The organism is Pseudomonas rhizozeae, from assembly GCF_031583775.1.
Taxonomy (GTDB): Bacteria; Pseudomonadota; Gammaproteobacteria; order Pseudomonadales; family Pseudomonadaceae; genus Aquipseudomonas.
The window spans coordinates 47,850-61,814 of sequence record NZ_JAVLSB010000025.1 but is presented as its reverse complement, the minus strand read 5'-3'; the positions used below and the strand labels follow the sequence as shown (position 1 = coordinate 61,814).

At 62.0% G+C, this 13,965-nt stretch carries 11 protein-coding genes; all 11 read right to left on the bottom strand.

The features are described from left to right. Positions 1 to 28 precede the first annotated feature (28 nt). The 11 genes from RG836_RS08385 to algK all read right to left on the bottom strand — a co-directional run bounded on the left by RG836_RS08385 (position 29) and on the right by algK (position 13,963). A complete protein-coding gene (locus RG836_RS08385) occupies positions 29 to 853 on the bottom strand; it encodes an SDR family oxidoreductase (protein WP_310844705.1) in 825 nt (274 codons plus the stop codon). 32 nt (positions 854 to 885) lie between these two features. Next, positions 886 to 1,350: a multidrug transporter gene (locus RG836_RS08380; protein ID WP_310844704.1), complete on the bottom strand. Its 465-nt coding sequence runs from the start codon at positions 1,348 to 1,350 to the stop codon at positions 886 to 888. Between the two features lie 262 nt (positions 1,351 to 1,612). Further along, positions 1,613 to 3,064 carry a mannose-1-phosphate guanylyltransferase/mannose-6-phosphate isomerase gene (locus RG836_RS08375; RefSeq protein WP_310844703.1) on the bottom strand — a complete coding sequence of 484 codons (1,452 nt, stop codon included), beginning with the start codon at positions 3,062 to 3,064 and terminating at the stop codon, positions 1,613 to 1,615. Between the two features lie 65 nt (positions 3,065 to 3,129). Then, on the bottom strand, positions 3,130 to 3,795 hold the full coding sequence (locus RG836_RS08370) for an alginate O-acetyltransferase AlgF (protein ID WP_310844702.1): 666 nt from the start codon (positions 3,793 to 3,795) through the stop codon (positions 3,130 to 3,132). A gap of 14 nt (positions 3,796 to 3,809) precedes the next feature. Beyond that, positions 3,810 to 4,985: an alginate O-acetyltransferase gene (locus tag RG836_RS08365; RefSeq protein WP_310844701.1), complete on the bottom strand. Its 1,176-nt coding sequence runs from the start codon at positions 4,983 to 4,985 to the stop codon at positions 3,810 to 3,812. An 11-nt stretch (positions 4,986 to 4,996) separates the two neighbouring features. Beyond that, positions 4,997 to 6,562, bottom strand: coding sequence for an MBOAT family O-acyltransferase (locus RG836_RS08360; protein ID WP_310844700.1), 1,566 nt, complete (start codon positions 6,560 to 6,562; stop codon positions 4,997 to 4,999). 212 nt (positions 6,563 to 6,774) lie between these two features. After that, positions 6,775 to 7,899 carry a mannuronate-specific alginate lyase gene (locus RG836_RS08355; protein ID WP_310844699.1) on the bottom strand — a complete coding sequence of 375 codons (1,125 nt, stop codon included), beginning with the start codon at positions 7,897 to 7,899 and terminating at the stop codon, positions 6,775 to 6,777. An 8-nt stretch (positions 7,900 to 7,907) separates the two neighbouring features. Continuing rightward, positions 7,908 to 9,359: an alginate O-acetyltransferase gene (locus tag RG836_RS08350; protein WP_310844698.1), complete on the bottom strand. Its 1,452-nt coding sequence runs from the start codon at positions 9,357 to 9,359 to the stop codon at positions 7,908 to 7,910. Between the two features lie 10 nt (positions 9,360 to 9,369). Beyond that, a complete protein-coding gene (gene algG / locus RG836_RS08345) occupies positions 9,370 to 10,947 on the bottom strand; it encodes a mannuronan 5-epimerase AlgG (protein WP_310844697.1) in 1,578 nt (525 codons plus the stop codon). A gap of 26 nt (positions 10,948 to 10,973) precedes the next feature. Beyond that, positions 10,974 to 12,461, bottom strand: coding sequence for an alginate export family protein (locus RG836_RS08340; protein ID WP_310844696.1), 1,488 nt, complete (start codon positions 12,459 to 12,461; stop codon positions 10,974 to 10,976). Next, complete coding sequence (gene algK / locus RG836_RS08335; RefSeq protein WP_310844695.1) at positions 12,458 to 13,963, bottom strand: alginate biosynthesis TPR repeat lipoprotein AlgK; 1,506 nt, start codon at positions 13,961 to 13,963, stop codon at positions 12,458 to 12,460. Before algK ends, RG836_RS08340 begins: the two co-directional genes overlap by 4 nt. Positions 13,964 to 13,965 lie beyond the last annotated feature (2 nt).

Below are 13,965 nucleotides of genomic sequence, written 5' to 3'. Positions count from 1 at the left end.
CTCGCTCGCGAAGAACGATAACGCGGTGTTAGAGCTGCCCGCGCAACCCGAAGCGCTTCATCAAGGTCGACTCCAGTAAGCCTTTGGGCAGCAGCGTCGCCAGCAGTGGCAACGCCCGGCTGCCGTTGCCGAGGCGGATCATGCGCGGTGGCTGGTCGCGCTGCACGGCCCTTAGCAGGCCGGCGGCGAATTCGCTGGCGGGAGTGGGTTTGTCCTGGGAGGCCTTGGCCCTTGCACGGATGCCGTCGCGCAGGGGAAACCAGGGGGATTGTTCGCTGATCAATTGCTCGGCTTCGTGCCCGGCATTCTTGGCGAAGCTCGACGCAATGGCACCGGGCTGGACTTCCATGACACGAATGCCGAAGGGCGCCAGTTCCATGCGCAAGGCATCGCTCAAAGCATGCACCGCTGCTTTCGACGCGCAATAAGCACCCGCGAACGGCGTGACCAGCACGCCGGAGACGCTGCCGATATTCACCACCAGGCCTTTGCTGCGACGCAGCACCGGGAACAGCGCGCGGGTGACGCCGACGATCGAGAACACGTTGGTTTCGAACTGGCGCTGCATGGCCGGCACGCCGCCGTCCAGCAACGGCCCCATGGCGCCATAACCGGCGTTGTTGATCAGCACGTCGAGGCCGCCGGTTTGCTGGCTAATGCGTTCGCTCAACTGCATCAGCGCCGGGCCGTCATTGACGTCCAGTTGCACGGCGGTAAACCCGGCGGCGGCCAGCAGCGCCACGTCTTCAGGTTTACGCGCGGTGGCCCAGACGTCATAGCCGGCCTGTTTGAAGGCGTCGGCCAAGGCGCGGCCGATGCCGCTGGAACAACCGGTGATCAAAACGAGGGGCATGGGGCGGTCCTTGGCGTGGGAAACGGGAGAGGTCAGTCGGAGAAACTACCTTGCAAATGCTCGGCGCGAAACTCCAGGGTTTGCGGACGGTAGCCGGGGCGCAGGGGTGGCAGCGGCAGACAGTCTTCCCAACTGGCGCCGGCCTGCAGTTCGCCGGGGCCGCGGTAGCGCGGGGCGGCGTACTGGTTGTCGGCCAGATTCACGGTGTCGCCGGGCGCATACGCGGCAATGCGCCAACGCAATTCGGTCAGCGGCACGTCGTTGCCGTTGTTCATGGTCAGTTGCAGCGGACGATCCGCCGGGCACTGCTGCGGCGCATAGCTGATGCGCAACTCCAGGCGCGCCAGTTGCTTGACCTCGCGGTTGTCCAGCCAGATCACCCAGGTCGCCACCAGGCCCAGGCCCACGGCGGCCGCCAACGACACGGGCAAGGCTTTGGCCGGATAGCGCAGCAACAGGATCAGCCAGGTAATGATCAGCAGGACGCCGATGAACATGTCGCACCACCTCGGGAACAGAGACGGTCATCCTACCTAAGCGCAGGGGCGGTTGGCGATGGGCATCCGTTCGGCGCGGGCCATGCGGGCCTCTTCGCGAGCAGGCTCGCTCCCACATTGGAATGCGTTCGCCCGTGGGAACGAGCCTGCTCGCGAAGGCGTTGGTGAGGTTGATCCACAGCCAGAATGAAAAAGCCCCCAGCCCGCCCGCTGCGGATAGGGGACGCAGCGAGCGGGGCGGGGGCCGGGTGTTGCCGGTCGATTACTGCGCGATGGTTTTCACCGACACGCCGCGATCGATCGGGGTGGAGCGCCCGTAGATGTCTTCGAAGCGTTCGATGTCGTCCTCGCCCAGGTAGCTGCCGGACTGCACTTCGATGATTTCCAGCGGGATCTTGCCGGGATTGCGCAAGCGGTGGACCGAGGCGATCGGGATGTAAGTCGACTGGTTTTCAGTGAGCAGGAACACGTTTTCGTCGCAGGTCACTTCGGCGGTGCCGCTGACCACGATCCAGTGTTCGGCGCGGTGGTGGTGCATTTGCAGCGACAGGCACGCGCCCGGCTTGACCGAGATGTGCTTGACCTGGAAACGCCCGCCCATGTCCACCGAATCGTAGGAACCCCACGGACGGTAGACCTCGCAATGGTTCTGGGTTTCGCTGCGGCCCTGTGCATTAAGGGTGTTGACCATCTGCTTGACGCCTTGGACCTTGTCCTTGTGGGCGATCATCATGGCGTCCTTGGTTTCGACCACCACGATGTTTTCCAGGCCAATCACCGACACCAGTTTGCCGTTGCCGTGGATCATGCAGTTGCGGCTGTCCTGGATCACTACATCGCCCTTGCTGACGTTGCCGTTGGCGTCCTTGTCGTTGACTTCCCACAGCGACGACCAGCAACCGACATCGCTCCAGCCGGCCGTCAGCGGTACCACGCAGGCGCGCTGGGTTTTTTCCATCACTGCGTAGTCGATGGAGTTGTCCGGGCAGCAGGCGAACGTGGCTTCGTCGAAGGTGATGGTGTCGGCGTCCTGCGCGCTGCGCTCAAGGGTCAGCAGGCAGGTGTCGTAGATGTCCGGGTCGTGCTTTTTCAGTTCTTCGAGGAAGCGGCTGGCGCGGAACAGGAACATGCCGCTGTTCCAGAAATAACCGCCGGCCTGGACGAATTCGGTGGCGCGCTTCACGTCGGGTTTTTCGACGAATTGCGACACCCGGCTGATGCCTTCAGGCAGCAGCGAATCGCCGGTGGACTTGATGTAGCCGTAACCGGTTTCCGGTTTGGTGGCCGGTACGCCGAACAGCACCATTTCGCCGTTCTCGGCGGCAACGGTGGCCAGGGCCAGGGCCCGTTGCAGGGCTTTCTGGTCGTCCAGCACGTGGTCGGCCGGCAGCACCAGCATCAGTTCGTCGCGACCTTCATTGACCAGCATCATCGCGGTCAGGGCCACGGCCGGCGCAGTGTTGCGGCCGAAGGGTTCCATCAGGATGCGCTGGGTCTCGAGGCCACGGCTGGCCAGTTGTTCGTTGACGATGAAGCGGTGGTCTTTGTTGCAGACCACGATCGGCGTGTCCATGCCTTCAAACACCAGGCGTTCCAGGGTTTGCTGGAACAGCGTGTGTTCACCGGTCAAGGCCAGGAATTGTTTTGGAAACTGCTTACGCGAAAGCGGCCAGAGACGTGAGCCGCTACCACCTGACAAGATCACCGGAATCATAGTGTTTACTCCATAAAATCGATTGGTCGGCCCCATGAGGGAGCCGGGGCAGTTCGGGAAATTGATTAGCGCGTGGCGACCGGACGTTTCACCCACACCGGCGACAGGCTGCTGCCGTTGCCAGTGACGTACAGCACCGCCGCTTCGCCGCGTTCCAGGGCAACCGGTTTGACGTCGCCGACTTTTTTGTCGCCGTCGTACAGCGCCAGGCTGACTTTCACCGGATTGATTTCGCGCTCGCCACGGCCCTTGGCGGCGACGGTCTTGACCACTTCGGTCTTGCCGTCGGCGGTTTTCAGGGTCAGCGGCTTGTCACTGAGGTTCTGCACGCGCACCAGGGATTTCTGCTTGTTCTTGAACGGCGGTTCTTCGATCAGTTGCGGTTGGCCGCTGGCGTTGTTGACCAGGGTGTAATAGTGATCGGCGGCGAGTTTCACCGGCACGGTCTGGCTGCCGACTTTGGCGCTGTAATCGCCGCCGGGCATGAAGCTGAAGTCACTGCTGGCCAGTGGTGCCACGTCGTTGAGGCTGGTGCTGCCGACGGTGGCGCTGACTTCGGCGTTGCTGGCGTTGTAGACCCGCACAAAGCTCGAGCCTTTGGGTGCGGTCGGGCCGTAGAGCGCGGCGTCGCCGGCAAAAGCGTTCAGGGACATCAGGCTGACACCGGCGGCCAGGGCGGCCACTTTCAGGGTGCGAGTAGCGAGACGGCGAGGAGTTGTAGTGAAAGTCATGGTGTACCTCTCTTTCAGTTTTGCGCCCGGTCGGGCGTCTCGGATTGAGTGTTGATAGCTACGTTTTGTTGGCGGGCGCCGGCCTGTTTCAGGGCCGCGACCCACTGCGGGTCGGCGTCGCCGATTTCGTTGTTCACGGGCAGATAACGTTCAGGAAATTCCCAGATCAGCACCTGTGGCGGGCTGTTCTTGAAGGCATCGCTTTTCAGGTAGCTGAGCATTGGCAGGATCGGGCCGTGGCCGTCTTCGGCGTAGCTGAGCACGTCGCTGTGCAGCGCCTGCTTGAGGGCGCCGACGAAGTTCCAGTTGGGGTTGGCGCTGTAGCTGGTGCCCACCAGCGTCACCGGCACTTCGGCGTCGGCGAACAAGGCGTCGTCGCCACCGGCCTGGTCTTCCACGGCCCGGGTGTTGCGCTTTTGCAAAGGCTCGGTGGCCGGCATCAGGTTTTCGAACAGCGGGTCCAGCGGCAGGAACAGCCGCAAGTCGCCCTTGTGGGTGATTTTTTCCGCCGGCTCGGTGACGAAACGCTGCGGTTCACCGTTGAGCGGGGTTTTTGCGGCAATGGTGTTGGCCAGGGTCTCGGCGGCGATTTGCGCGCCTTCCGGCGTCCAGTGGGTATCGGTGCGCAGGAACACTTGCTGGCCTTTGAGCTTGGCCTGGTTGAACGGGCCGAGCAGGTCGGGGGCGATGATCTTGTCGGCGGCCACCCGGGCATGGAAGTCCTGGTACAGGTTGCTGTGGATGCGCGACGGCTTCACGTCACCCAGGTGTTCCGGGTACAGCCGCGCTTTGGCCGGAACAATCGCCATCACCAGTTTCACGCCTTTGTCTTTCAGGGTCTGGCGCACACCTTCGACCAGCGCGTAATTGCCTTGCAGGTTGGACTCTTCGTTGACGATCGGGTTGAACTCTTCATCGCTGTACAGCCATTGGTCCTGGCCGAGCACCACGCCCGGGCGACCTTCGTTGAACAGTTTGAAGTCCAGAGCCGCCCAGAGGTTGGTACCCAGGCGCTTGATCGGGAATTCGGCGTCGTAGTGAGTCTCCACGGCTTTGGTCCAGCGGCCGTTGAGCACCGTGGCCTCGGCGTTGGTGCTGAAGCCGAAGAAGCTGCGCACCGACCACAGACCCAGGACTAGCAGGGTCACCAGGAACAGGGCGATGTAGAACACGCGTAATGAGCGGGTCATGGTCAGATCCCTCAGAACTGGAAGTAAAGGAACGGCGAGAAGCTTTGCGCCGAGAGTTTGAGAATCGAGGCAATGAACAGCAGCAGCACCAGGGCGCGCATGACGTAGCGTGGCCAATCGGCAGCCCAATAAGCCGGTTGCACCTGGGCGTCAACGCCGACGGTGTAGCCCGGCTGATGGATGCTGCCGGGGTTTTCCCCTGGGGCGGCTTTAATCAGCCCTGGTTGCGAAGCGGCCGGGCCATCGCTGTCGACGCTGACGTCGGGCTTGGTCTTGACCGGCGGCTGGTTGCTGTAGAAGTCGCGCAGGCCGAAGAACGCCAGGGTCGCGTAAGCCACCACCATGGTCGCCACTTGCAGGCCGGTGAGGCTGGCACGGTTGAGTTCCGACAGCGACCAGTCACCGAAGCTGAACATCGCGCCGTACATGCGCCCGGCGACGTGCAGGTTTTCCGCACGGAAGATCACCCAGCCCATCACCACCAGCAGGAAGGTCAGCGCCCAGCGAACCGGGTTGAAGCGGCGTGGCGAGGTGTTGAGGCCGATGGCTTTTTCAATCGCCAGCCACATGCCGTGCCAGGCGCCCCAGACGATGTAGGTGATGTTCGCGCCGTGCCACAGACCACCGAGCAGCATGGTCAGGAACAGGTTGCGATAGGTCATCAACGTGCCTTTGCGGTTACCGCCGAGGGTGATGTAGAGGTAGTCGCGCAGCCAGGTCGACAGGCTGATGTGCCAGCGGCGCCAGAACTCGGTGATCGACTGGCTGATGTACGGCTGCTTGAAGTTTTCCATGAAGCGGAAACCCATCATCAGGCCCAGGCCGATGGCCATGTCGCTGTAGCCGGAGAAGTCGAAATACAGTTGCGCGGTGTACGCCAGCGCGCCGAGCCAGGCGTCGCCGGTGGTGGGGTTTTGCAAGGCGAAGCAATGATCGGCGACCACCGCCAGGGTGTCGGCGATGAAGACCTTTTTGACGAAACCCTGCATGAACCGGGTGCAGCCCTCGGAGAATTTGTCGAGGGTGTGGGTGCGGTTGTTGAACTGGTCGGCGAGGTCGCGGAAACGCAAGACCGGGCCGGCAATCAGGTGCGGGAAGATCGCCACGAATGCCGCGAAGTCGATCAGGTTGCGGGTTGCCGGAGTGTCGCCGCGATAGACGTCGATGATGTAGCTGATCGACTCGAAGATGTAGAACGAGATCCCGATCGGCAACAGGATGTGGGTCAGGATGAACGGCTCAAGCCCATACGAGGTCATGATCGCGTTGATGCTGTCGACGCCGAAGTTGGCGTACTTGAAGTAGCCGAGGATGCACAGGTCGACACCCACGCCTAGCAGCAGCCAGCGCTGGGCTGGCTTGGTGCGCACACCGGCGGCACCGACCTTGAGGCCGATCCAGTAATTCCACAGGGTGACGCCGGCGAACAGCGCCAGGAAGTCCACCCGCCACCAGGCATAGAACACGTAGCTGGCGATCAACAGCAGCAGATTGCGATAGCGCTGGCCGCTCAGGTAGTACAGGCCGAGAAAGATCGGCAAGAACAAAAACAGGAACACGTTGGACGAAAAAACCATCCCGATCTCTCCTTGTTTGCATCAACAGTCAAGGGCCAACGGCCCCCCCAAACCCCCCGCCGAAAACGGGGGAGTAACTCGAATCGCAGAGCCGACCATTAGTCCTGTGGGAGCGGGCTTGCCCGCGATGGCAGAGTGTCAGTCACCATCAATGCCGGATGTGCCGGCCTTATCGCTGGCAAACCAGCTCCCACAGGGTTTTGTGTCTGGCGCTAAGAGCCTTTGCTGCCCTTTTCATTCGCCGGGTCGTAGACCTTGGTCAAGTCGCCGCCGAGGCGGAAGGTCTTGAACGGCTGCATCTTGTGCTTGGTCGCGAGCACGTCCGCCGGGCAGGTATAGAGGCTGCAGAAGGGTTCGAGCCAGGCGAATTTCGAGTCGACCTTCAGGTCGGTCATGTCCTGCTCTTTGCCGTTCTTCTTCTCGAATGCCTCCGGGTCTTTCACCCCGGCCAGCACGCGATCACCCAGGCGTTTCAACGCGCCGTTGTTTTCCTGACGCAGATCGACACCGTTGACCTGGGCAAAACTGGCAATCATCGCCAGCGGCGGCAGGGCGTAGTTGTGATAGGCGAGGGCGCGCTGGTCACGCTTGAGTTCGTTGGGCAGGAAACCGTCGGCGTCGACCTGGTTGGCGCCGACCTTGTATTCCTTCACGGCCCAGTCGAACAGGTCGCGGCGGTTGGTGGCGACCGAAGTGGCCATCACCGACCAGGCGGCCCAGTACGAGTGGTTGTTGGTTTTTTCCAGCGGCAGGTTGTCCCAGTCGCTGACCACCTGGTCGGCCATTTTGCTGAACCAGGCTTCGATCTGCTGCGCCTCCTGCTGATGATTGGCCAGCGGGTGCGAATCAGAAAACTTCAGGCGGATGTAGGACGAGGCCATGCTGCCCAGCGCCCATTTGCGCATCGACTTGCCGGTGTGGTTGAAGTCCTTGGACATCAAGGCATCGGCCTTGGCCCAGGCGGTCAGCCAGTTGAGTGTGCATTCCAGTTGTTCCGGGCGGCCGTCGCGCATGAACTGCATCACCCGCTTGCTGGTGCCGCGCTCGATCTTGGTGATGTCGGCGGTGGTGTCGCGAAAGGCTTTTTCCGACTGCTTGTTCAGGGTCGAGCGCGCCTTGTCGGAGCCTTCGTACTTGCTGCGAAATTGCAGCGAACCGGTGTAGGGCGTCGGCGTGGCGTCGCAGTTTTCGCTCTTGTCGCCGGTCTTGAATTTATCCACAGGCGCGAAATAACCCTGGGGTGGACGCAGTGGCGCGGCGGCCTGTGTCGCACCGGCGAACATCGCCAGGCTTAACAGGGTTGGCGCCAACAGGTTTTTCACTCTCGAATGTCGCATAGCAGACCTCATTGCCCGAGCTGAGCGGTGCGTTGCTCAGCGCCCGGGAATACGTTGCGTTTGCAGATTTTCGCTTCGACTTTTTGCGGCGCGGCACCCGCTTCGGGGCCCTGGATTTCGACCGCCAGCAGGTTTTGCGAGGCCCAGTCCTGGTCCGTGCGCAGCTCAAAGGCGAAACGACCGTCGGTGTCGGAGGTTTCCGGTTTTTCGATCTTGATGTCCTCGTGGCGACCGTTCATGTACCAGAGGGTGGCTTGCAGGGTTTTCACCGAGGTGTCGGCGAAGCGAATGTCGACCTGGTGGCTGCTGTTTTGCAGGTTCAGGTTTTTGCTGTTGACCAGCAGTTCTTGCTTGCTGCCCGCTTTCAGCGTGGTGCTGGCGGACAACTGGGCAGCTTTGCCTTCGCAGCCGTTATCGAGCAGGGCCATCATCTGGCGATAGATGGTTTCCTGATCGAGGCGGTACAGCGGCGAAAATTCCCAGATAAGGATTTTCGGCGGGGACTTTTGGAACTCTTCGCTGCCCAGGTACTGCAGCATCGAGCCTTCGAGGCCGCCGCCGGGGAAGGCAACGTTGAGGATGTCGGCGCCGATGGCTTCTTCGAGGAAGCCGGCGAAGTTGTAGTTCTTGCCGCTGTGCGAGGTGCCGACCAGGGTGATCTGCGGGTTGCCGGAATCGTCGAACAGGTCGCCGTCCGCCGCCTCGCCCTTCGGCTCGGTGGTGAATTGGTCCATGTATTGGATCGCGTAACTGGTGCCGCACAGTTGCCCGGCCATGTTATGCAGGGTGCCGGTCTTGCCCATGCGTCCGGACTTCTTGGTCTCGAATTCACGCTTGGGAATGTCAGCGAAGGCCGGGATTTGCTTGACCTCTTCGGCGACGATTTTCGCCGTGCGCTGCGCGCCGTAGGGGGTCCAGTGCTGGTCGCCACGGAAATAGAAATCGTGCGCCGGCAAAGTGTCGGGCAGCGATTCGTTGGTCAGCGGCGAGAGGTCCGGCACCACGTAACCCATCTGCGCGAAACGGCCGAGCATGGTCTTGTAGTTCCTCAGTGCCTTGTCGTAATCGAACGCGGCTTTTTCCTGCGGGTTGAGCTTGTTGCGGTTCACCAGACCACGGGTCGGCTGGTAGACCACCACCAGTTCCACGCCTTTGCTCTTGAACGCGTCGTGCAGTTCTTTCATGCGTTTGTAGCCGGCGGGGGTGGTGTCGAATTCGGTGCGCAAATCTTCCTGAGTCCGGAACAACCAGTCGCCCTGGGCCTGCACCAGAGTGGTGAAGTTCTGCTGGTATCGCGTGGTGTAGTTCTTCGCGTCGTGGGCGGCCGGGCACAGGCTGCAGCAAGGCTCGGCGGTGAACGTCGGAGCCTGCTGCGCGTCGGCGCGGGCGCCTGTGCTGGCGGCCAGAATGCCGGCGGTCAACGCGGACAGGCTGAGTAATTTGATCAAGTGTGGGTGCATAAAATTATCCTCAGTCCTGCAGTTCGGTCTGGCGTTCGACAGGGTCGATCAGCACGGCTTTTTGCTGGCGTACCAACAGATCGAGAATTTCATCCTGGCGCTCGCCAAGGATCCCGCTGAAGCTGATGCCGCTGGATTTGGTCGGGGCCAGCATCGAAACCCGGTACAGCTCGACGCTCAATGGCGAGTCGATCGACAGCGGGCCGCTGCGGTTGCCGGCCAGTTCGCCGCCGACCACGATCAGCGAGACCTGGGCGTCGAACGGGTCGAGCTTGATGTCGCGGTCGGTGTCGGTCAGGTCCTTGATGTGGCCGTAGACGCCGGTCAAACCGTTGGCCATCGACAGGTTTTCGTAGAGGCGGATGTTCACGCTGTTACGAATGCGAATGCCGTGGCGCTGGTTACTGATGACCTTGTTGCCCCACAGCAGGTTGTCGGCGCTCTCGTAGAGGGTGATGCCGTCGGTGTGGTTCTTGTAGATCTCGTTGTAGGCGACGATGTTGTTGACGCTGTTACGGTCGATCACCAGGCCCGAGAGTTTGTTGTCGTAGCTGCGGTTGTTGAAGATGAAGCTGTCGTTCACTTCCCGGGAAATGATGATCCCGTGCTTCTTCTTGGTCCCGTGCACCGTGTTGTCGGCGATGATCAACCCGTGCGAGCGGTCGTGCGGGTCGATGCCGTAGACGATGTTGTCTTTGTAGGTATTGCCCTTGACCACAAAGTCGCGTGTCTCATAGCAATAGAAGCCGTACCACATGTCCGAGAACTCGGAGCCGACGATCCAGCCGGTCGGCTCGGGACGCTTGAGGACCTTGGCCATGTTCGGCGTGTACTGGGAAATACTCACGCCGTACGACTTACTGTTGGCGTAGCCGAAACTGGCCATTTTGCTGTTGACGATGTAGGTCTGAGTGCCGCCCCAGGCCAGCAGGAACGGGCGGAACTCCTTCGCCGAGCGGAAGGTCGCTGGGCCGTTGTCCTTCTCGCGCCAGCCAGTGACCTTGGTATCGCGCACGAACAACTGGCCGTCGTTGACCAGGAACGACCCGGCCTCTTGCGACAGGCGCAGTTCCTGGGTCTGCTGGTCGATTTCAAGGATGCCTTTGTTGCCAACCACGATCGGCAACTTCGCCAGGTAAACCCCCGGCGCGGTTTCGCTGAAGTACTGCTTGGGGACTTTCTTCGCCAGGTCCTTGAGGTTGAGGTAACCGTCGTCGACGAAGATCGCCTGCGGGATGCCGTGCTGACGCACCACCCATTCAGCCATCTTGTTGTCGCCGCCGATAAAGTCCTTCAGGGCGTTTTCCTGCATCATCCGGCGCACGCTGACCTTGGCCGGTTTGCTGCGCACGATTTTCGCGGCGGCGGCTTCGGCGGTGTAGCCGGACAGGTCGGGCAGCTTCGGCGCGTCCAGGTGCAGCGAGTCGGTTGGCGCACTGGTCACGGTGTAGGTCTTGGCTTGCTGTAATTCCTTGGCCACCACCGGCGCTTTGCCCGTTGGCTCGCCAGCGGCAAACGCCACCGAACTGGCCAGCAGCAGGGCCACGGTCAGTAGACTGGCCGGGCTGTTTATCCGTTGATTGTGCATCGGGGGCACTCCCTTCGCGGCTCGCATCAGAAGCGCCAGATCACGTCGACAAAGGCGCGGTGCATGTACGAGTCGACTTCTTTGCCGTAGGCGTCGCCGGGCTTGAACACACCGCCACGAAACCGCACCAGGGCCGAAGGCTCGTCGATCGACTGGCTCAACGCCGCCGGCAACAGGCCTTGCTTGAAGTATTTGGTGACCACCAGGTCCATCTCTTGGCCAAGGTCTTTGTTGCCGTCTTCCAGCGGCAGCGAAGAGCTCGAGAGCAGGGCGCCGGTGGCGTCGTCGTAGTTGTTTTCCACGGCGTTGATGCCGTTGCTGCCGACCGGCTTGTTGCCGTCGACGCGCCAGAATTTGTGATAGATCAGGCTGGCGTCGTATTCGTCGTTGAGCATCCATGAACCGAACAGGGTGGCGGTCTGCATGTTGTTCATTTCGCCGCGGAAGGCCTCGCCGAAACGGTGCACCCGCGAGCGGGTCCCGGTGTAGTTCGAGCGGTTGCTTTCCAGGCCATTCTGTTCGTAATCGCCGCTGGCGCGGGCATAGGCCGCGCCGACTTGCCACTGCGGATCGAGGCGCAGGCGCACGCCGATGTCGGTGGCCCAGCCGTTGACGTCTTCGCCACGCTTGGCTTGTGCCGGGCGGGTGCCGTCGGCGTTCAGGGCGTTGACCGTGTCGCGGTCGCCGCTCATGCCGGTGATGCTGCCCCAGTAATTGACGGTGTTGGTGTTGCGGTAGTTGTAGGCGTCGCTGTCGGCGGTGAGGCCGAGCCAGCTGATGTCGCCGTTCTGTTTTTTATCCAGCGAATCGCCGGCCACGCCCGGTTCCGGGTAGTCGAGCTTGCCGTCGTCGTGGGTGTGGTGCCCGCGAATCCCGACCCAGTTGCCCGGCGTCCACTGATATGCAGCGTCGGCGTAGACGTGCAGGCGATCTTTGTCTTTCGGCGCCAGTTCCTTGAGGTCGGTGCGGTACTCGCTGAAGCGTTCGGCAACACCGGCATTGGCCCGCAGCAGAGTCGTGTCGAAGGTCCAGTTCAGCGCTTCGATGTTGGTGTCGCGCCATTGCCCGTCGTCGTTGCGCAGGCGCTGGCGACCGAGCTTGAGAATCTCGCCGGGGTAGGGCGTGAGGCCGCTGTAGCCGACCCAGAATTCACGCATGGCCAGGTAGTTTTTCTTGGTCTTGCGATCACCGTTGTCGGTGGTCTGGGTGCCTTCGTTGTCGGACTGCTGCAGGGTGTCGGTTTCGATGATGTCGGTGGACGTCACGGCCTGGCCCATGGCGTAGGCGCTCCACGCGCCGCTTTCGCCATAGACCCACGGGCGCAGGTCAAGGCCCACGCCGTTGACGTCGCCGCCACTGAGGGTGCCGAGGTCACGGTCGTCTTCGGACTGGCCGGTGATCTTCACTTCCAGGCCGAAGTTCTTGTCTTCGGTGAGCGCCGCGAGGGTCGGGCACGACCACAGCAGGGCGAAGGTGAGGCCAATACCGGCCTTCACAAAGGGATTCAACTTCATAGGGCTTCCTCGCCGTCTTCTTCTTGCAGAGCGTGCAGTTCCAGCGTGTTCTGGCTCAAGGCACCACGGGCGGCCTGTTCTTGTTTCAACAGGCGTTGGGCCTCGGCGAGCTGGGCAGGCGGCAGTTGCGCTTCGAGTGTTTGCGCCAGTTCAGTGGCTTGCGGCGTGTTTTGCGCCTTGGCCAATTGGCTGAACACGTAAGCGTTGAGCGGGTCGGGCTTGGTACCCTTGCCTTGGGAAAACAACTGGGCGATGGCGAAGTCGGCGCTGTTCTGGCCGTTACGCGCCGCGGTCAGCAAATGGTCCAGGGCTTTCTGCGGGTAGACCTGGCCGAGGTAACCACGGCGGTAGATTTGCCCGAGGTAGTAATCAGCGGCAACTTCCTTGCCCACGGCTTTCTGGAAATGCGCTTCGGCAGCCTTGGCGTCGGCCGGTACCCATTTGCCTTCGTAGTACAGCTTGCCGAGCAACAGTTCGGCGCGCGGCTGGTCGGCGGCGCGACCGTTGTCCAGGTAGCCCATCATCTTGTCGACGTCGCCCAGTTCGGGGAAGTCGTACAGCAATTGCGCGAGGCTGACCCAGGACGCCGGGTAGCCGGGGGCGATGTCTTCGAGCAGCGCTTGCGCGGTTTTTTCGTCAGGGGTGCCGAGGGTCGAATCGCCGAGCACGCGAGCAACGCTGTCGACCCGTTGCGCCGACACAGTGCCGCGAGTGTGGGCGGCCTGCATCTGCTTGATCAGCTCGGCCTGTTGCTCGGGTTGGGCTTTTTTCTGGTAGACCGTGGCCAGTTCGACGTAGCAGATATCGGTGTTATTGAGCGCCGCTTTGCAGATGCGCTCGACGTCATCCAGGTGCTGATCGTAAGTGCCTTGGGTGCGATAGAGCAGCACCTGCGCCAGCCCCGCTTCCGGGTAACCGGCGGTGCGCCACTTATCGATCTGCTGCTGCGCGTTGACCTCAGGGAAACTGTGCGGGTATTGCAGGTACAGCATCGCCAGTGGGATCAAGGTGTTGCCTTCACCGTTGGCAAAAGCTTTTTTCAACAGGCCTTCGGCTTCGTGCTGCTCGGCTTCGGTGGCGCCAGGCTTGGCCACCAGCAAGCGGCCCAAGCGGGCCTGCGCCCGTGGCGAGACATCGGCGGCGGCGCGGTAAGTGGCCTCGGCCTGCTTGATCTGCGCCGGGTCGCGGCTGTCGACCTGAATATCCGCCAGGCCCACTTGCGCTTCGCTATAGCCGAGGTCGGCGAGCTGTTTGTAATTCTGCTGCGCGGTCACGGTATCGCCGCGCTTCAGGGCTTCGTTGGCCAGACGCTGGTCGGGCAGGCCGACGCAGCCGCTGAGGCTGACCGCCAGGGCTACGGCACACAGTGGGCTCATGCGGGAGCGAGCCTGCTCGCGAATGCCGCTCTGCGGTGCATCAGACAGACCGCGTTGCCCCGATCGCTGGCAAGCCAGCTCCCACAGGGATTGTGGTGTTTTCAGGAGACTGATAGTCACAGGCATGT

Bases quoted from the DNA above. Each gene is read 5' to 3' on its own strand.
- RG836_RS08385 (WP_310844705.1), bottom strand. From the start codon at position 853: ATGCCCCTCGTTTTGATCACCGGTTGTTCCAGCGGCATCGGCCGCGCC.
- RG836_RS08380 (WP_310844704.1), bottom strand. From the start codon at position 1,350: ATGTTCATCGGCGTCCTGCTGATCATTACCTGGCTGATCCTGTTGCTG.
- RG836_RS08375 (WP_310844703.1), bottom strand. From the start codon at position 3,064: ATGATTCCGGTGATCTTGTCAGGTGGTAGCGGCTCACGTCTCTGGCCG.
- RG836_RS08370 (WP_310844702.1), bottom strand. From the start codon at position 3,795: ATGACTTTCACTACAACTCCTCGCCGTCTCGCTACTCGCACCCTGAAA.
- RG836_RS08365 (WP_310844701.1), bottom strand. From the start codon at position 4,985: ATGACCCGCTCATTACGCGTGTTCTACATCGCCCTGTTCCTGGTGACC.
- RG836_RS08360 (WP_310844700.1), bottom strand. From the start codon at position 6,562: ATGGTTTTTTCGTCCAACGTGTTCCTGTTTTTGTTCTTGCCGATCTTT.
- RG836_RS08355 (WP_310844699.1), bottom strand. From the start codon at position 7,899: ATGCGACATTCGAGAGTGAAAAACCTGTTGGCGCCAACCCTGTTAAGC.
- RG836_RS08350 (WP_310844698.1), bottom strand. From the start codon at position 9,359: ATGCACCCACACTTGATCAAATTACTCAGCCTGTCCGCGTTGACCGCC.
- algG (WP_310844697.1), bottom strand. From the start codon at position 10,947: ATGCACAATCAACGGATAAACAGCCCGGCCAGTCTACTGACCGTGGCC.
- RG836_RS08340 (WP_310844696.1), bottom strand. From the start codon at position 12,461: ATGAAGTTGAATCCCTTTGTGAAGGCCGGTATTGGCCTCACCTTCGCC.
- algK (WP_310844695.1), bottom strand. From the start codon at position 13,963: ATGCCTGTGACTATCAGTCTCCTGAAAACACCACAATCCCTGTGGGAG.